This is a genomic window from Cohnella panacarvi Gsoil 349, from assembly GCF_000515335.1.
GTDB lineage: Bacteria > Bacillota > Bacilli > Paenibacillales > Paenibacillaceae > Cohnella > Cohnella panacarvi.
Genome location: NZ_KI911563.1, coordinates 791,647 through 808,574, shown reverse-complemented (window position 1 = coordinate 808,574; position 16,928 = coordinate 791,647). Strand labels below are relative to the sequence as shown.

At 55.2% G+C, this 16,928-nt stretch carries 15 protein-coding genes; 7 read left to right on the top strand and 8 right to left on the bottom strand.

Annotated elements, in window-relative coordinates; all coding sequences use genetic code 11:
• Positions 1-47: 47 nt before the first annotated feature.
• Positions 48-1,217 (bottom strand): S1C family serine protease, encoded by a 1,170-nt coding sequence (locus COHPA_RS0103775; protein WP_027084866.1) that lies wholly within the window; start codon positions 1,215-1,217, stop codon positions 48-50.
• 316 nt (positions 1,218-1,533) lie between these two features.
• Here COHPA_RS0103775 and parE point away from each other — a divergent pair, with 316 nt between their 5' ends.
• Positions 1,534-3,507 (top strand): DNA topoisomerase IV subunit B, encoded by a 1,974-nt coding sequence (gene parE, locus COHPA_RS0103770; RefSeq protein WP_027084865.1) that lies wholly within the window; start codon positions 1,534-1,536, stop codon positions 3,505-3,507.
• Between the two features lie 89 nt (positions 3,508-3,596).
• Positions 3,597-6,101, top strand: coding sequence for a DNA gyrase subunit A (gyrA, locus tag COHPA_RS0103765; RefSeq protein WP_027084864.1), 2,505 nt, complete (start codon positions 3,597-3,599; stop codon positions 6,099-6,101).
• On the opposite strand, the gene COHPA_RS25770 is transcribed toward gyrA, so the two are convergent.
• Positions 6,098-6,274: a hypothetical protein gene (locus COHPA_RS25770; protein ID WP_169733244.1), complete on the bottom strand. Its 177-nt coding sequence runs from the start codon at positions 6,272-6,274 to the stop codon at positions 6,098-6,100. The two genes, gyrA and COHPA_RS25770, sit on opposite strands and share 4 nt — an antisense overlap.
• Before the next feature lie 189 nt (positions 6,275-6,463).
• Between COHPA_RS25770 and COHPA_RS22930 the strand changes: the two genes are divergently transcribed.
• Entirely contained in the window at positions 6,464-6,970 is a 507-nt protein-coding gene (locus COHPA_RS22930) for a MarR family transcriptional regulator (RefSeq protein WP_027084863.1), read from the top strand.
• Positions 6,971-7,066: 96 nt separating this feature from the next.
• Here COHPA_RS22930 and COHPA_RS0103750 read toward each other — a convergent pair whose 3' ends face one another.
• The 3 genes from COHPA_RS0103750 to COHPA_RS0103740 are packed head-to-tail and all read right to left on the bottom strand — an operon-like array spanning position 7,067 to position 10,041.
• Positions 7,067-8,317, bottom strand: coding sequence for a CapA family protein (locus COHPA_RS0103750; protein WP_027084862.1), 1,251 nt, complete (start codon positions 8,315-8,317; stop codon positions 7,067-7,069).
• Between the two features lie 39 nt (positions 8,318-8,356).
• A complete protein-coding gene (locus tag COHPA_RS0103745; RefSeq protein ID WP_027084861.1) occupies positions 8,357-9,226 on the bottom strand; it encodes a class I SAM-dependent methyltransferase in 870 nt (289 codons plus the stop codon).
• 56 nt (positions 9,227-9,282) lie between these two features.
• Complete coding sequence (locus tag COHPA_RS0103740; protein WP_027084860.1) at positions 9,283-10,041, bottom strand: response regulator transcription factor; 759 nt, start codon at positions 10,039-10,041, stop codon at positions 9,283-9,285.
• A 168-nt stretch (positions 10,042-10,209) separates the two neighbouring features.
• On the opposite strand from COHPA_RS0103740, the gene COHPA_RS0103735 reads away from it, so the two are divergent.
• A complete protein-coding gene (locus tag COHPA_RS0103735; protein ID WP_027084859.1) occupies positions 10,210-12,297 on the top strand; it encodes a sensor histidine kinase in 2,088 nt (695 codons plus the stop codon).
• 21 nt (positions 12,298-12,318) lie between these two features.
• Here COHPA_RS0103735 and COHPA_RS0103730 read toward each other — a convergent pair whose 3' ends face one another.
• Entirely contained in the window at positions 12,319-12,660 is a 342-nt protein-coding gene (locus COHPA_RS0103730) for a helix-turn-helix domain-containing protein (protein ID WP_027084858.1), read from the bottom strand.
• Positions 12,661-12,843: 183 nt separating this feature from the next.
• Here COHPA_RS0103730 and COHPA_RS0103725 point away from each other — a divergent pair, with 183 nt between their 5' ends.
• The gene (locus COHPA_RS0103725) at positions 12,844-13,113 is read left to right on the top strand and encodes a Clp protease/crotonase-like domain-containing protein (protein ID WP_027084857.1); all 270 of its coding nucleotides are present in this window, start codon (positions 12,844-12,846) and stop codon (positions 13,111-13,113) included.
• A 353-nt stretch (positions 13,114-13,466) separates the two neighbouring features.
• Entirely contained in the window at positions 13,467-14,219 is a 753-nt protein-coding gene (locus tag COHPA_RS0103720) for an SDR family NAD(P)-dependent oxidoreductase (protein WP_027084856.1), read from the top strand.
• A gap of 46 nt (positions 14,220-14,265) precedes the next feature.
• On the opposite strand, the gene COHPA_RS0103715 is transcribed toward COHPA_RS0103720, so the two are convergent.
• Positions 14,266-14,577, bottom strand: coding sequence for a Dabb family protein (locus tag COHPA_RS0103715; protein WP_027084855.1), 312 nt, complete (start codon positions 14,575-14,577; stop codon positions 14,266-14,268).
• Between the two features lie 60 nt (positions 14,578-14,637).
• On the opposite strand from COHPA_RS0103715, the gene COHPA_RS0103710 reads away from it, so the two are divergent.
• On the top strand, positions 14,638-15,984 hold the full coding sequence (locus COHPA_RS0103710) for an MFS transporter (RefSeq protein ID WP_051421737.1): 1,347 nt from the start codon (positions 14,638-14,640) through the stop codon (positions 15,982-15,984).
• Here COHPA_RS0103710 and COHPA_RS0103705 read toward each other — a convergent pair.
• Entirely contained in the window at positions 15,965-16,852 is an 888-nt protein-coding gene (locus tag COHPA_RS0103705) for an AraC family transcriptional regulator (protein WP_027084853.1), read from the bottom strand. The genes COHPA_RS0103710 and COHPA_RS0103705 overlap by 20 nt on opposite strands.
• Positions 16,853-16,928 lie beyond the last annotated feature (76 nt).

Sequence of the window (16,928 nt, the reverse complement as noted above, 5' to 3'; positions counted from 1 at the left end):
CGGAGGTCGCGAACGGCTCGCGATCGCCGGCTTAAGGGGATTGATCGTTAACGGGAGGATAGACGGTTCAACTCTTGGACGACGTATTTGATCGGAATCGCGAATTCGAGCAACGTGCCGTCGACCCCCATCGAAGTGACGCCGATGACGTCGCCTTTCTCGTTCAACAGAACGCCGCCGCTGGAGCCGTGATCGATGTCCGCGGTATGTTGGATGTAGGTCATCCCGTCGTAGGCCCGGATCGAGGAGACGATACCTTCGGACAGCGTGTTCTCGAAGCCTTGCGGGCTGCCGATCGCATAGACTTTCTCGCCTATCGCGGGAATCGCGGTATTGTAGTCGAGCGAATACTCGGGAGACGATCCGATCGGGTCTCCGTTTACGGAATACTTCGTCGACAGTCTTACGCCGTATAAATCCGCTTCTTCGTCCTCGAAGTAATACCAGTCCGTAATATCGTAGTCGGTGCCGTTAAGCCTGACGATGATTTGCGACGCGCCTTCTACGACATGATAGTTGGTAACGAACACATCGTCGTCGATGACGAAGCCGGAGCCCTGCGCGAGCAGTTCGCCGTCTTCGTCATAGGTCAATACGACGCCGACCGCGTTCTGGAGCTTGCCGATTTCTTTGGACGTCAGTACGGGCTTGAATAAATTTCCCGTGACGGTCCACAATTCGGATATGTCGGCGAGTTTGCCGTTCAGGAAGTCGTTGTAGGTGCTTCTGTCGATCGAGATCGTACCGAGCTCGCTCCCGTCTTCATCGATATATCTCACTTCGATACGGTCCGCGTTCAGCTTGGCAAGCTGCATGAATTTGCCGTCGATCATTTCCCAATCCCTGTCCTCGTCGTCGATTCTGACGAAATAGACGTAGGCGGTCGTTTCCCCGCCGACCATCGAGAAGGATACGTCTCCGAGCGTTCTCAGCACGCCTTTCAAAGGATCGGCAGGTACGGCGGCTTTATTGACGTTGACGGTCAATTTCTTGGCATCGTACGTATATGGGACGCCAGCGGTCTTCAGCAGGCTTAGCGGCACCATTGGTTGTCCATTCACGACGATCGGAGGCGTGCTCTTCGTCTTGAACTCTTTGCCGGATACGAAGGCTTTGACGATAGCGAACCCTTTGTAGCTTCCCCACTGGCTCGCCGCGCTTACGACACCCATGAACATAAAACTCGCAACGAGAATGAATAGCATTTTTCTTAACATCGGATTATGACTCCCCCAATCTCCTGGCGCCGATCAACGGCATCCTGTTCAATGGTATAATAAGCCGGAGAAAAGCGTCAAGAAAACGTTTACACTGTCGATATTTTACGTTTTTTCTGTCGATATGTTATGTTTGTGAAGATATAGGCGACGTTCGGCAGGGGATAGAAAAGGGGTTCGCTTTGCCTGCGTTCGCCTAACGCGGAATGGGAATAAGGTTATTCGGCTTATTGAACATTGGCGCGGTTATGAATTAGAATGATACGGTAAACGCGTCTGCGGGACAGACGCTCTAGACTAACAAGGGGGACCATCCTTGAGCGAACAAATGGACTTGTTCACGGCTTCGGCCGCCGCGGTTGACAGCGGATACGGCGCGGATGACATTCAAGTACTCGAAGGCTTGACGGCCGTCCGCAAAAGACCGGGGATGTACATCGGCAGCACGACGTCGTCCGGTTTGCACCACTTGCTATGGGAAATCGTCGACAACGCGGTGGACGAGCACCTCGGCAAGTTTTGCTCCAAGATCGACGTTACCGTACATAAAGATAACTCCGTCACGGTACAGGATAACGGCAGGGGAATCCCGACGGGAATGCACAAGGCCGGTATTCCGACGCCGCAGGTCGTCTTCACGATGCTCCACGCGGGCGGCAAATTCGGCGGCGGCGGCTATAAGAAATCGGGAGGACTGCACGGCGTAGGCGCTTCGGTTACGAACGCGCTGTCCGAGTGGCTGGAGGTCGAAATTTACCGCGAAGGCAAAATTCATAAGATGCGCTTCGAGACGTGGGTCGACGCGAGCGGCAAGGAGCATGTCGGCGAAACCGTCGGCGGCTTGCAAATCATCGGCAACACGAACCGGACCGGAACGAAAGTCACGTTCAAGCCGGATGCGAAAGTGTTCCACGGCAACATCAGCATGAACTACGATACGCTCTCCGAACGGCTGCAGGAGATCGCGTTCCTGAACTCGGGCCTGAAGGTTATCTTGAAGGACGAGCGCGCGGGCAAAGAGGATATTTTCCATTACGACGGCGGCGCGAAGCAATTCGTTCAGTTTCTGAACGAAGAGAAGACGGTTCTGCACGACGTTATCCACTTCGCGGCCGAGAAGGACGACATCGAAGTCGAGATCGCGCTCCAGTACAACGACGGCTATACGGAGACGCTGGCATCGTTCGTCAACTCGATTCCCACGCGCGGCGGCGGCACGCATGAGACGGGCTTTAAGACGGCTTACACGCGCGTCCTGAACGAATATGCCCGCAAGACCGGCCAGCTCAAGGAGAAGGACAAAAACCTCGAGGGCAACGATTTGCGCGAAGGGCTGATGGCCGTCATCAATATTAAGATGGCGGAAGTCGAATTCGTCGGTCAGACGAAGGACCAGCTCGGCAGCGCGTCCGCGCGCAGCGCCGTCGACGCGATCGTGGCGGAGAAGATGGCGGTATTCCTGGAGGAAAACCCGCAAGTCGGAGGATCGCTGATCAAGAAAGCCGTGCAAGCGTCCAAAGCCCGCGAAGCCGCCCGCAAAGCCCGCGAGGAAGTACGCAGCGGGAAGAAGAAGAGCGAGAGCCCAAGCCTCGGCGGCAAGCTGTCGCCGGCGCAGTCCAAGGACTACACCCGCAACGAGCTGTTCATCGTCGAAGGCGATTCGGCCGGCGGCTCGGCCAAGCAGGGGCGCGACTCCAAGTTCCAGGCGATCTTGCCTCTGAAGGGCAAGCCGATGAATCCGGAGAAGGCGAAGCTGCTCGATATCTTGAAGAACGAGGAATACAAAGCGATCATCGCCGCCATCGGCGCCGGGATCGGCTCGGAATTCGACGTCGAGGAATGCAATTATTCCAAGATCGTCATCATGACCGACGCCGACACGGACGGAGCGCACATTCAGGTGCTGCTGCTGACGTTCTTCTATCGTTACATGAAACCGCTCATCGACGCGGGCAAAGTGTTCATCGCCCAGCCTCCGCTGTATAAGATAACCCGCAAATCCGGCAAGCTGGAGACGGTGCGCTATGCATGGACGGAAGACCAGCTCGCCAACTATTTAAAGGAATTCGGCAAAAACGCGGAGCTGCAGCGTTATAAAGGACTTGGCGAGATGAATCCCGACCAGTTGTGGGAGACGACGATGAATCCGGAGTCGCGCACGTTCCTCCAAGTCCAGATCGAGGACGCCGCCAAAGCGGAACGCCGCGTAACGACGCTCATGGGCGATAAAGTCGACCCAAGAAAACGATGGATCATCGAGAACGTCGATTTTACGGAATATGAGGAGTAATCTGTGACCCCGTGCAACTCCGCAGCGCCACCAGCGCACAGGGTATGAGATGGTTTCGAATATTCCGTAAATGTTGAGGGGGAAATTCATTGAGTTTGCTGGAAAACTTTTTGCCCGCGTTCCTGGAAGAGGTCGTCGGCGACCGCTTCGGACGCTATTCCAAATATATTATTCAAGACCGCGCGATACCCGACGTACGCGACGGTCTCAAGCCCGTTCAACGGCGTATTCTGTACGCGATGTACGATTCGAGCAATACGCCCGACAAGCCGTATCGCAAGTCCGCGAAGACGGTCGGCGACGTTATGGGCAATTACCATCCGCACGGCGACTCTTCGATCTACGAAGGCATGGTCCGGATGGCGCAGCCATGGAAGATGGCCCATCCGCTCGTGGACGGCCACGGCAACTGGGGTTCGATGGACGACGATCCCGCCGCGGCGATGCGCTATACGGAGGCCCGGCTTTCATGGATCGCCATGGAGCTGCTGCGCGACATTGAGAAGCGGACCGTGCAGTTCAAGGACAACTTCGACAATACGACGAAGGAGCCGGTCGTGCTGCCGGCCCGTTATCCGAACCTGCTCGTCAACGGCGTAAGCGGCATCTCGTCCGGTTTCGCGACGGAAATTCCGACGCACAACCTGCGCGAAGTGATCGACGCCTGTATCGCGATCATGAACAAGCCGGACATTACCGTTCCCGAGCTTATGACGATCGTTCGCGGTCCCGACTTTCCGACCGGCGGCATCATCATGGGCGAAGACGGCATTCGGGAAGCTTACGAAACCGGCAAGGGCCGGATTTATTTGCGTTCGAAGACGGCGATCGAGGATTTGCGCGGCGGCAAGCAGCAGATTGTCGTTACGGAAATTCCGTACCAAGTCGTCAAATCCAAGCTCGTGAACGCCATCGATAACCTTCGGCTCGAGAAGAAGGTCGAAGGCATCGCTGAGGTGCGCGACGAGAGCGGTCGCAACGGCCTTCGCATCGTCGTGGAGCTGAAGAAGGACGCGGATGCGGAAGGCATTCTAGCGTTCCTGCTCAAGAAGACGGATCTGCAGACGGCTTACAGCTTCAACATGGTCGCCATCGTCAACAAAGCGCCGCAGCAGCTCGGCATCAAGGCGATGCTGGACGCGTACATCGGGCACCAGAAAGAAGTCGTGACTCACCGTACCCAATACGATCTGGAGAAAGCGGAGGATCGTGCTCACGTCTTGGAAGGTCTCGTCAAAGCGCTGAACATTCTCGACCAAGTCATCGAGACGATCAAGCGATCGAAGAACCGCCAGGACGCGCAGAACAACCTGATCGCCGAATACGGCTTCTCCGAGCGCCAAGCGGATGCGATCTTGACGCTCCAGCTTTACCGGCTAACGAATCTCGAGATTACGCAGTTGGAGAAAGAACATGGGGAAATGCTCAAGAAAATCGCGCTGTACCGCTCGATTCTGGACAACCCGCGCAAGCTGCTCGGCGTCATCAAGGACGAGCTCACGGAAATCCGCGACAAGTTCGGCATCGACCGCCGATCGGTTATCCAGGGAGAAGTCGAGGAAATCAAGGTCAATCTAGAGGTGACCGTCCCTGCGGAAGACGTCATCGTGACGCTCAGCCGGGAAGGATACGTAAAGCGTACAAGCTTGTTGTCGTTCACGCGTTCGGGCGGGGAACTCGAAAGCGCGGGTGTGAAGGAAGGCGACGTCATTCGCTGGAGCCTCGGCGTAAGCACGCTCGATCCGCTTCTGATCTTCACGCAGAGAGGGCAATACTACCTGCTGCCGGTCCATCAGATCCCGGAATTCAAGTGGAAGGACACCGGAACGGCGATCGTCAACCTGCTGCCGGGACTGACGAAGGACGATCGGATCGTCGGCGTCATTGCGGCCAAGCCGGCGGAGCTGGCGTCAACGCAAACATCCGATGGCGATTCCGGGGATGAGGGCGGGCCTGTCCTCGTGTTCGCGACGAGAAGAGGCCAAGTGAAACGCACGGCGCTGGCCGAGTACGCCACGAGCCGCAATATGGCGATCGCCGCCTGCAAAGTCGCGGACGGCGACGAGATCATTACGGTGTTCCGTTCCGACGCTCCGGCAGATCTGATGCTCGTGACCGAGCAAGGCATGAGCATTCGGTTCAGCGAATCGGAGGTTAGCCTGCAAGGCAAAGTCGCGGGCGGGGTAAGAGGCATTGTCTTGAAAGAGAACGACGCGGTTACGGGCGCGTTCCAAGTCGCGGGCGACGAAGGAGAAGTGCTTGTCGTTACGGACCACGGCTACGCCAAACGTTCGCTGCTGCTTGACTATCCGATTCAAGGGCGCGGCGGCAAAGGCATTCAGACGTTCGAATTCAAGGAAGGCAAACGCGTAAAGCCGAACGGCACGAAGCTGATCGACGGCTTCCTCGTCAAAGAAGCGGTCACTTTGTTAATATTGAGCGCAAGCGGGGCGCTGTCGGAATTCACTTCGGAAGCGGCGCCGATCGACGATCGCAGAGGGCAAGGCAAGCAGATGACGGCCGTAGAACGAGGCGACGCGGTAATCGTCACGTTCAAGAAGCCGCTGCCAACGCTCATCAAATCCAACGATTAATCGTAAGGTCCGTTAGCCGGCTCGCTTCGATCGATCCATTTCAACATCATATCCAATACGACCCACAGCGGCACCGGCTCGCACAGCCGATCCAGCCACTGTGGGTCTTCTATTAACCCGGCGTCCTTCGCCATTCTGCCGATCATTCGTATTCTCTCATCCATAGAAGCCATATCCAAGCCTCCTTGCTTATCCTACTCGATTCTCCACGTTTTCCTATTAGCATATGTCATGGATTGTCGGGACGTTCGCGGATATGGTGGACCATGTCGGAAACATTTAATTGCATTAATCTATCTTTCGACATGGCCTCTGCGTATAATAAAAGAGAAGGCATTGTTCGGGATGAAAGGAGCGCACTCATGGAAAATGCGGCGGATTTTGTGAAAAGCTGGGCTAAGCTCACGAAAGATTGGAACACCCGAATGGAAGAGGAATTGGCTCCCGGGCTGACGGTCGGCCAACTGGAGGTGCTGGAGCTGCTGCAAGCGCACGAACCGATGAAGCCGTCGGATTTGCTCCCGCATCTGGAGACGACTCCGGCCGCGATCACGACGCTGCTAGACCGGATGGAGCGCAACGGACTGGTCGAACGGAATCGGGACGAGGGGGATCGCCGTATCGTCTGGGTGACGATGACGGTCCTAGGGCGCTCGGAAGTCGAGCGCGGCGTCAACGTTCGCAATGCGATCGTCGGCCGTTCGCTGGATCGCGTGTCCAGCCATAACCGGCAGCTGCTCGTCTATTTGTTCGGCAAAGTCGCCGGAACGCGCGACGCGCCCGCCGCAGCGGCGGCCGCGAAGCAGCAATCCGCCGGCGAATCGCCCGGGGAAGGCAACGAAGAGAACGTAGAATCGAATGCGATGTAACGCAGGTTACCTATTCATCATAAAAAGAGGCATATATCCCCGTATTTTCCGGATCGATTCCGCGAATACGGGGATATATGCCTTTGTCGAGCCGATTTAGTCGCCGGACCCGACCTTTTGCTTCAGAAGTTTGTTCGTGCCGTCCAGCATTCGCCGCATGTCAGCGTAATCCTGCGGCTCCAGTTTCGGGTTGTTACGGCTGTGCAGCGCCTGTTCCAATGGAATAATCGTATAATAGCGTTGCTTGCGGATCGATTCGATATGCACCCAAGTCGGAATCGTCTCCACTTGCTTAAGCTCGATGACCGAGGTTCCGTCCGCCAGCTCGGTTTTGGCGATATTCACCTTAAGAATAAGTCCGACGTCTTTCCAATCTCCCGTCTGATTCGAGATAAAATTGCCGAGAGAATAGATGACGACTCCATTGCGGGCGATGCCGCTTACGCTCTCGGATGCCGGAATCGATACCCGTTCGAGAGGCTGCACGACGTGTGGATGCGATCCGAGGACGATGTCCGCCCCGGAGGCGATAAGCTTATGGGCGAGCTGGATTTGCTGCTTGCTCGGCATACGGTGATATTCGAGTCCAAAGTGGAGGGATACGGCCACGACGTCCGCTCCCGCGCTTCTCAGCGATGCGATCTCCGCGACGATCTTCTTCGAATCGATCAAGTTGACGCTGAATGGCTTGTCCTCGGGAATCGGAATCCCGTTCGTCCCGTACGTGTAGGCGAGGAATCCTAGCTTAATGCCCTCCCGCTCCACGATCGTAAGACGCCCGGCATCTTCCTCGTCGACAGCCGTTCCGACGGGGACGAGTCCGGATTTCCTGACGTTCTCGAGCGTTCGTACAACGCCCGGGAAACCTCGGTCCATCGAATGGTTATTGGCCGTGGATACGACGTCAAACCCGGCGTCCACGAGCGCGGTCGCAAGCTCGGCCGGGGCGTTGAAGCGAGGATATCCCGTATACTTCAACGCTTGGCCTGCTAACGGAGTTTCGAGGTTGCCGAATACCCAATCGCCCGTTTGGAAGATCGGCTTCACCTGATCGAACCAAGGGTTAAAAGAATATCGTTTGCTCGCGGCATCATAGTAGGCCGGAAGCTGTGGCATATGCACCATAATATCGCCGACGGCGATTAGCGTAGCTTCCCGTACGGTCGATTGCGGCGGTTGATCGACGGCAGCGGGCGGAGCGTCTGACGTATCGATCAGCGGAGGTTCGGACGGTTTGACGAGCGGATTGCCGTCTCCGGCAGGATTGTGCGCCGCGTTCGAGCAAGCGCCGGTCAAGAGAGCCATGGCGACAATGCCTATCCATGCAGCCTTGCGGTATAGATTCACGATTCACGCTCCAAACACTGACATGACTTGCGTCGCGGTTTACTTATCGCTCTCCCAGCGCCCATAGATCCCGCAAGGAAGCGTTAATGAGCTGCGGGTGATCGGCAATCCGATTTCTCCGCAATCGATCGTGCCGCCGAATTTGCGGCCGATAGACAGATGCAGCAGGTTGCGAAGCACGGTAGGGGAGATTCCCGTCGTATAAGAGTTGATCAGGACGAACAACGGCCGGTCGGACAGAATGGACATGCACGACTCCAGGAACGGGAACAGATTCTCTTCCAGCTTCCACATCTCGCCGTTCGGTCCGCGTCCGTAAGACGGCGGGTCCATGATGATCGCGTCATATTGGCGCTCCCGTCTTTGCTCTCGTTGCACGAACTTGAACACGTCGTCCGTAATGTAGCGGATCGGTGCGTCCTGCAACCCGGACAACTGCGCGTTTTCCTTCGCCCATTGCACCATGCCTTTAGCGGCATCGACATGGCAGACATCCGCGCCGGCTGCAGCCGCGGCGACGGTCGCCCCGCCCGTATAGGCGAACAGATTAAGCACGCGGATCGGACGATCGGCGGAGCGGATCGTATCCATGATCCAGCTCCAGTTCACCGCTTGCTCGGGGAATAAGCCGGTATGCTTGAAGTTGGTCGGCTTAATATGGAATCTTAATGGACCGTATGAGATGCTCCAACGTTCCGGCAGCGTCTTGCGGAACGTCCATTGCCCGCCGCCGCTGTTGCTCCGGTGGTAATGGCCGTCGGCTTTGCGCCATTCATCGTTCTCGGATACGAGGGGCCATATAATCTGAGGGTCGGGACGGCGCAGGATGACGTTGCCCCAACGCTCCAGCTTTTCGCCGTTGCCGGTATCCAGTAGTTCGTAGTCTTGCCAGTCTTGTGCCATTCGCATCGCGTGTTTAACTTCCTTTACATTCATCGTCTAATCGGATGATTAATGGTCGCAGCTTATTCGTTCGCTGCATGTTCGGTTTCGCAGGCCTCGTCTTCGTCCGAGGAGTCCGGCGTAAAGCGGTAGCCGAATCCGCGCACGGTACGAATCCAACGCGGGCGGGAAGGGTCCTGTTCAAGCTTTTTGCGCAGGTTGCTAATATGTACCATTAAAGTTCGCGTGTCGCCCATGCTGTCGGTCTGCCAGACTCTCCGGTAGAGGTCTTCCAGCGGAAACACCCGGTTAGGTTCCCGCGCCAGTACGGACAGCAGCTCGAACTCTTTAACGGATAAATTCAATCGGTCGCCGTGCAAGCGGACTTCCAGGCTGCGGAAATCGATCTCCATTCCGTTATATTGGATCGTCGTCGCCGGTTCTTCCGCGCTTCGCTCGCGGGTGCGGCTTCTGCGCAGATGCGCCTGCACCCTGGCGACGAGCTGGCTCGGGCTGAACGGTTTCGTTACGTAATCGTCTCCGCCTTCGGATAAGCCGCGGATAATATCGTTATCCTCGCTTTTACAGCTTAAGAAGAGGATAGGGACGTCGGAGGAAGAACCGGATCGAAGTCTGCGGCACACGTCGATGCCGTCCATCCGCCCTAAGTTCACGTCCAGAATAACGAGGTCCGGAAGCAGGGTGGCGGCAATCCGCAACGCGTCTTCTCCGTCATGCGCGACGTAAACGTCGAAACCTTCTCTCTGCAAGTATAAGGTGATTAATTGAGTGATTTCGACTTCGTCATCCACGACTAGCACTTTAGCAGCAGATTCCTTCATAGGCTTATCCCCCATATCGATCGGTCGGACTATCACGCTATATTATAACGAAAGCGTTGACGTGTAAGCAATCCACCGTTACAATGACGTTCGAATGGAAAGATCGACGCGGGTCGGCGACCGGGGGAGCGTGCGGAAGAGGTGTCACGCAAGGGGAATACAGGACTAATGAAGCTAGGCAAACGGCTGTGCGGGTTAACCGTGTTTCTAGCGCTCGTATGGGCACTGACCGGCTGCATGGCAGCGGACCCGTCTCCTAAGCCTCCGGAAGCCAAGCAAGGCGTTCTTGACTTGACGGATTGGAATTGGGTTAAGGATGGCCCCGTGCCGTTGAACGGAGAATGGGAGTTCGAATGGCTCGGTTCAGGCGTCCGAACGGAATCGTCGGACAGGCTGGCCACGACGATGCAAGTTCCGGGCATTTGGGGTTCGACGATGCCCGGCGACGGCAATGATTTGCCCAACCGGGGACACGCCGTCTATAGGCTGCACATTCATCACGATCCGACGGAACGTCAATTGGCGATCCGAGTACCCAATATTATGACGGCCTACGAGCTCTACGTGAACGGGCAGCTTTCGGCTAGCCGGGGCATTGCCGGTCACGATGCCGAAAGCACAGTTCCGTATCAAGTACCTGCGACCGTTATCTATAACGCCGCCGGTACGTTGACCGAGCTTGAATTGCATGTATCGAACTTCGACCACCGCCGCGGCGGCATCCGTTCGTCGTTCATTTTCGGCGAGAACGATCAGATCCAGAAGTTAAGCTTTAATTACGAAGCACAGGAAATGATCGTCTTCGGTTGTTTGATCATGATCGGCATTTACCATCTCGGGCTGTTTGCGCTCAGAAGACAAGAAATCGCGAACCTGCTGTTCGCATTGCTCTGCTTGTTCGTGGCGTTGCGAATGGGATCGATCGGCGAAGGCATGTTCGTACAATGGATTCCGGGATTTAACTGGACGACTGCCATTCGATTCGAATATATCGCGTTCGCGGTCAGCGGGTGGGCCGGATACGGTTATTTCTATCGCATGTACCCGCAGGAAGTGAACCGGATCGGTTATTTGGCGGCCGGTTGGGGTGGCGTCGCGCTCGTGCTGTTTACGATCGCGACGCCGACGTACGTATTCTCGTCATTCCTCGTCGCTTATCAATTTTACGTGCTCGCGCTTGGATTCTCCGCTTTCACCTCGATATTGCTAGCGGGCATTCGCAGACGCGAAGGGGCGAAGCTCGCGCTCGTGGGCGTCTCGGGTCTGCTGATCACGATCGTTAACGATATGATGTTCTATAACGGATTCAGGCAATCGATCGACCTTGTGCCATTCGGCTTGTTGTTCCTTATTCTCATGAACTCCTTCATTATATCGTTCAGATTCTCTCAAACTTACGAACGCGTGGAACAGATGTCCGAGGAGTTGAAGGATTGGAACAACTCGCTCGAGCTCAAGATCACCGAGCGGACGGAGGAGCTGCAGCGCTCTTACGCGACGGTGGAGAACGCCAAGTCGGAGCTGGAGCGGATGGAGCATGCGCGAAAACAGCTCGTCAGCAACATTTCCCACGATTTGCGAACGCCGATTACTTTGCTGCAGGGTTATCTGGAAGCGCTTCGCGATCATGTCATCAGTGACGAAGAACAGCGGAATGCGACGATTCGGCTTATGCTGACGAAGGTCGAAGGCTTGAATTCGCTCATTCAGGATTTGTTCGAAATATCGGTGCTGCAATCAAGGAAAGTAGAGCTTATCCTAGAGAGTCTTGCGCTGGCGGATTGGCGGGATAATCTGCAGGAGCAGTACGGGATGGAGTTGGAACAGAGAGGGATTCGGTTCGATTGCTCGTTGAACGATCCTGCCATCGCCTTCATGCAGGTGTCGATCGACGTTCAACGCATGAATCGCGTATTCGAGAACTTGGTCTATAACGCGACCCGGTATACGCCCAGGGGAGGCAGCATTGAAATTGCGTTCGCCGCGTCCGTCGAGAGCGGCTGCGTGAAGCTGTCCGTGTCGGATAACGGGGAAGGGATCAATCCCGAAGATTTGCCCTATATCTTCGATCGGTTCTACAAGAAAGACAAATACCGGCATTCCCGGTCGGGAGGCAGCGGGTTGGGACTGGCCATCGTCAAAGAAATCGTCGAGCTGCACGGAGGAACGATTCGCGTCTTTAACCGAACGCCGACAGGCAGCACGTTCGAGATCACGTTACCGCTGTGCCATGACGAAGCCAAGAGCGCGGGTTAAACGAAGCGGCTGGCGGATGCGCTAGCCGCTTTCCTCGTTACGCTGGCGTATTAAATCCCTTAAGAGATGGATCGATTGCATGCGCTGCTCATGGCTCATGTGCTTGAGCAGATCGAGGACTTCGTTCGTTTCCTGGACCTCCGGCGTTTCGGGTTTTGTTTTACCCGTAGATCCGCCTATAATATAATCCAAGGAAACGTCGAAATACGCAGACAGTTTAATGAGAGTATCGTAAACGGGCTGTCGATTGTTAATTTCGTAGTGGCTGTAAGCCGATCGCGTAATTCCGATATAACGCGCGACTTCGCCTTGCGAGATTTTCTTCTGAAGCCGCAAAGCTCTTAAACGATCGCCCATTGTCATGTTCCCTAACTCCTTGAACTCTCAAGTCTCTACTATTACTATCACTAATTTATGATACGTAACGTATCATGTCAAGGGGTAGAGATCGTATTTATGCACGGAAATAGAGATGTTATTCAAAATGTAAGCTAAAAGTGAATCAAAATATGATACAAATTGTATCAAACGAAGGAGATGCAACGCATGAACGTACAGGTGCTGGGCGCGACGATGAGTTACACGGAAGAGAAAGGATACCTCGGTCACGTGCGGTTTGCGGTCGAAGGCCATAAACAGCCGTACGAAATTACGCTGCAAAGCGACGATGGCAAGTACGACTGGAACTATGCGCTTAATTTCAGCAACGAGCCGGGCAGCGAGGAAGAAATATCTGTCGTGGACGAGCGGTTGGAGGAAGACGACGAGCTGTTCGACATGTTCGTAGACACGGTGAAGGAAGCGTTGGGGAAGTAGCGATCGGAGACCATCCGTTAAGGATGGTTTTTTCGCGAATTAGGAATAAAAGCAAATCGACAGTTAAGGTTCCGCATAAAGCAAAAATGGAGGAAATAACAACCGATCGAAGTTAAATAATCAATGAATGGAGAAAATCCGAATTTGGGAATAAAATAACTGCTTTTCGTCGCTATTGAGCCCAACATAACTCCAAGTAACGAGAATAGCTGCAAAAGGTTTTTATTTCACGCTAACGGCCGGACTGTCGTTATTCGTTCCGCCGCCCGTTTTGACGTTCTCTCCAATGCCGATTATAATGGTAGACGTTCGATTGTAAACGCGCGTTCACAACGATGCAAAGGAGAGTACATATGGTTAACGTTAGAGGAAAATGGGCGCTCGTCACGGGCGCAAGCCGCGGGGTCGGCTACCAGACGGCAATGTATATGGCGAGGAAAGGCTGCAATCTCATTCTGCACAGCCGCAACCTGGCGAACACGAGAATGATGGAGCAAGATGTCCGGGCGCTCGGAGTCGAGGTTTACAGCGTGCAAGCCGAACTGGCCAACCCTAGCGAAGTCGTCGGGATGTTGGATGCAATCGAAGCGAAAGGAACGAATATCGATATCGTCTTCAATAACGCGGCGGTGCAGATCGCTTATCGCAGCGACTACTGGACGACTCCCCAGGAAGATTTCGACATGAGCTTCCGCATTAACTTCAATGCCCCGGCGACGATATGCCTTCGTCTTCTTCCCAAGATGATCGAGCGCGGCTTCGGACGCGTCATCAACACGACGAGCGGCATCCGCAACGAGCCGGAACAGCTCGGCTACGCGGCAAGCAAAGCGGCGCTGGACAAGTTCACGAAGGATCTGGCGTCCCGTCTGGAGGGCACGAACGTCATTATGAGTTTGGCGGATCCGGGCTGGTGCAGGACGGATATGGGCGGCTCTCAGGCGCCGAACGCCGTCGAAAGCGTCGTGCCGGGCATCGCGGTCGGCGCATTCGTGGACGATAAGAAGAGCGGAAGATTGTTCCCCGCGCAAGCTTTCGTCGGCATGACGCTGGAGGATGCGGTCGCGAAAGCCGAGTCCATCGAGGCAAACCCGTATACGATCTGAAAGAGACGACAAATAGAAAAGAGACCGCGAAGGTCTCTTTTGCGCATTATATCGCTTCGTAATCGATTTCGAGAAACTTCTCGACCTCGACCTTCCAGCGCTCGTTAACGAACGCGGAGTGCGCGGGATGATCGTTATACGCCTCATAGTCCGCTTGACTGTCGAATACCATGGAGAATCCGAAGTCGTAATCGTTCTTAGGGCTGACCTGCCGGAACACCTGAAAGTCGTTGACGACGGGAATTCCGCTCAGGATGCTTCGTCCGTCTTCCAGGAAACGGCGCTCCTGCTCGGAACCTTGCGCGTGCTTCAAACTGAATATAACCGAATGAATGATGCGAGGATTGCGGTTCGACATATTGAATTCTCCTTATCGGAAAGCTATTATTAATTGCTATTGTAAAAAGGAGGAGTCCGAATGTCCAGTCCACAGCGTTCAATTACCGATACATCTGCGGCGCGATCGAGCAGGCTCCCCGTCATGATCAGCATCGTTCTGGCGATGCTCGTCGCCTCCATGGATACGACGATCGCGAACACGACGATGGGGGTCATCGCGGACGAGCTCGGCGGCATGCAGCTTTACGCATGGAGCTTCGCCTCTTATATGATCATGTCTACGGTCGTATCCCCCGTAGCGGGCCGCATCTCGGATTTATTCGGACGCAAAACGATATTCTCCAGCGGACTTATTCTGTTCTTGGCGGGTTCTATCCTGTGCGGATTGTCCGAATCGATGCTGCAGCTCGTCCTGTATCGGGCGCTTCAGGGAATCGGCGCCGGCATTATGATGCCGTTCCCGGCTATTATCGCAGGCGATCTGTTCTCGATCGAGAAACGGGGCAAAATCCAAGCGCTATTCACCGGAATGTGGGGCTTGTCCGCCGTATTAGCCCCGATGCTGGGCGCGTTCTTCGTGGAATACGCGAGCTGGAGATGGATTTTCTACATTAATATCCCGATCTGCATCGTTTCGGTGATCCTGCTGAAGTTTTATAAGGAGGAGTACACCCCGCGCAAATCGACGATCGACTTCGGCGGATCCGTGCTGTTCGCGATCGGCGTCAGCTTGCTTCTGTTAACGACGACCGTGGAACAGTATGCATATGCCTACGGGGCAGGAGGAGCAGTCGCGATGATCGCGTTCTATCTCTACGAGCGCAGACACGCATCGCCGATTATTCCGTTGTCGCTGTTGCGCAACCGGGCGGTAACATGGATTAACGTTAACGGATTTCTGGCATGCGTATCGCTGTTCGGCACGTCCAGCTTCGTCCCGCTGTTCCTGCAAGAGGAAGGGTACTCCATCTTCGAGAGCGGCCTTGCGCTCCTAAGCATGTCGTTCGGCTGGATGGCGGTGGCCGTTCCGGCGGGGAAGTGGATATTGCGCTTCGGCTATTCGAAGCTGCTGATCGTCGGCAATGCGATTCTCGTCGTCTCCGGGCTGTTGCTGTTCCTGATGGAGCACGGCAACGGATTCTGGTACGTCTTCGTTGCGCTAATCGTGCAAGGACTCGCTTTCGGCTTGATCTCGACCGTGTCGACGATCGGTTCTCAGCAGTTGGTCGAAGCGCATCAGAAAGGAGTCTCGACGTCGCTCAGCCTGTTCTCGCGGAATATCGGCACCGCGATCGGCGTAACGATCATGGGCGCGATATTGAACGGAGCGGGCGATTTCTTCACGGGCATCGACCAACTGTTCTTGTTCGGCTTCGCCGCTTCGATCGTCGCGTTCGCCTCATCGTTCATGATCCGACGCGTATAAGCTTTTTCCGGTAATCGCTGGGCGTACAACCGTAACGCCCGCGAAAGACGACGTTGAAGTAGCTGAGGCTGTTGAAGCCGACGTCCAAGGCGATCTCCATCATTTTGTCGTCCGTCTCTCTTAGCCGCGCCGCGGCTTGTTGGACGCGGTAGCCGTTCATATACTCGACCGGGCTCTTGGTCGTGATTTTCTTGAAAAACCGGCAAAAGTACGATTCGCTCATGCAAGCGATTCCGGCAAGCTGCCGCAGCGTGATCGTTTCGGCATAATGCTGCTCGATGTGTTCTATGACCGCTTTCAGCCTATCGATCCGGTAATCGTCTTGCTCGCGTCGCGGACCCGCCGTCGGTTCGCTAAGCGCGAGCATTCTGGACAAGCAAATAAATAATAAGCCTTTGATTTCCATCTCCGAAGCCAACCGCATATCGCGGTTGGCTTTCGCGATTCTATGAAGCATATCCAGCAGTTCGATTGCCGGCCCCGTCCGCCTCTGCAGATGGACCGGCAATCGTAACGTTTCTTGGATGACGGGGACGATATATTGGTCGAACAAATAGTCGATCGAACCGTTCCCGAACAGGCTCGGATGGAACACGACCGCCACGAACGAGCATGGCTCTTCGCCAAGGACCGAGCCGGAATGGAGCAGGCCGGAATTCACGAAGATCGCTTCTCCCGCGTTTAATTCGTAATCGCTTGCGTCGACGCGGAAAGCGGCACGTCCTTCCGTAACGAGCAGAAACTCGAGCTCGTCGTGCCAATGGAGGTACAGCAGCGGATGGTCGGGCGAGCACGTAATCTCGTATAGGCTGACCGGATAGACCGGCGTGCCATGCTTGCGTTCTTCTTTCAGCAGCGATTTGTTCATGGAAGTCGATTTGCCTCCCTCTTGTCGATAGATGAAGTCAAAATCATGTTATTAATGAGCAATTTTCACGAAGAAG

Bases quoted from the DNA above. Each gene is read 5' to 3' on its own strand.
- COHPA_RS0103775 (WP_027084866.1), bottom strand. From the start codon at position 1,217: ATGTTAAGAAAAATGCTATTCATTCTCGTTGCGAGTTTTATGTTCATG.
- COHPA_RS25770 (WP_169733244.1), bottom strand. From the start codon at position 6,274: ATGGCTTCTATGGATGAGAGAATACGAATGATCGGCAGAATGGCGAAG.
- COHPA_RS22930 (WP_027084863.1), top strand. From the start codon at position 6,464: ATGGAAAATGCGGCGGATTTTGTGAAAAGCTGGGCTAAGCTCACGAAA.
- COHPA_RS0103745 (WP_027084861.1), bottom strand. From the start codon at position 9,226: ATGCGAATGGCACAAGACTGGCAAGACTACGAACTACTGGATACCGGC.
- COHPA_RS0103740 (WP_027084860.1), bottom strand. From the start codon at position 10,041: ATGAAGGAATCTGCTGCTAAAGTGCTAGTCGTGGATGACGAAGTCGAA.
- COHPA_RS0103735 (WP_027084859.1), top strand. From the start codon at position 10,210: ATGAAGCTAGGCAAACGGCTGTGCGGGTTAACCGTGTTTCTAGCGCTC.
- COHPA_RS0103730 (WP_027084858.1), bottom strand. From the start codon at position 12,660: ATGACAATGGGCGATCGTTTAAGAGCTTTGCGGCTTCAGAAGAAAATC.
- COHPA_RS0103725 (WP_027084857.1), top strand. From the start codon at position 12,844: ATGAACGTACAGGTGCTGGGCGCGACGATGAGTTACACGGAAGAGAAA.
- COHPA_RS0103720 (WP_027084856.1), top strand. From the start codon at position 13,467: ATGGTTAACGTTAGAGGAAAATGGGCGCTCGTCACGGGCGCAAGCCGC.
- COHPA_RS0103715 (WP_027084855.1), bottom strand. From the start codon at position 14,577: ATGTCGAACCGCAATCCTCGCATCATTCATTCGGTTATATTCAGTTTG.
- COHPA_RS0103710 (WP_051421737.1), top strand. From the start codon at position 14,638: ATGTCCAGTCCACAGCGTTCAATTACCGATACATCTGCGGCGCGATCG.
- COHPA_RS0103705 (WP_027084853.1), bottom strand. From the start codon at position 16,852: ATGAACAAATCGCTGCTGAAAGAAGAACGCAAGCATGGCACGCCGGTC.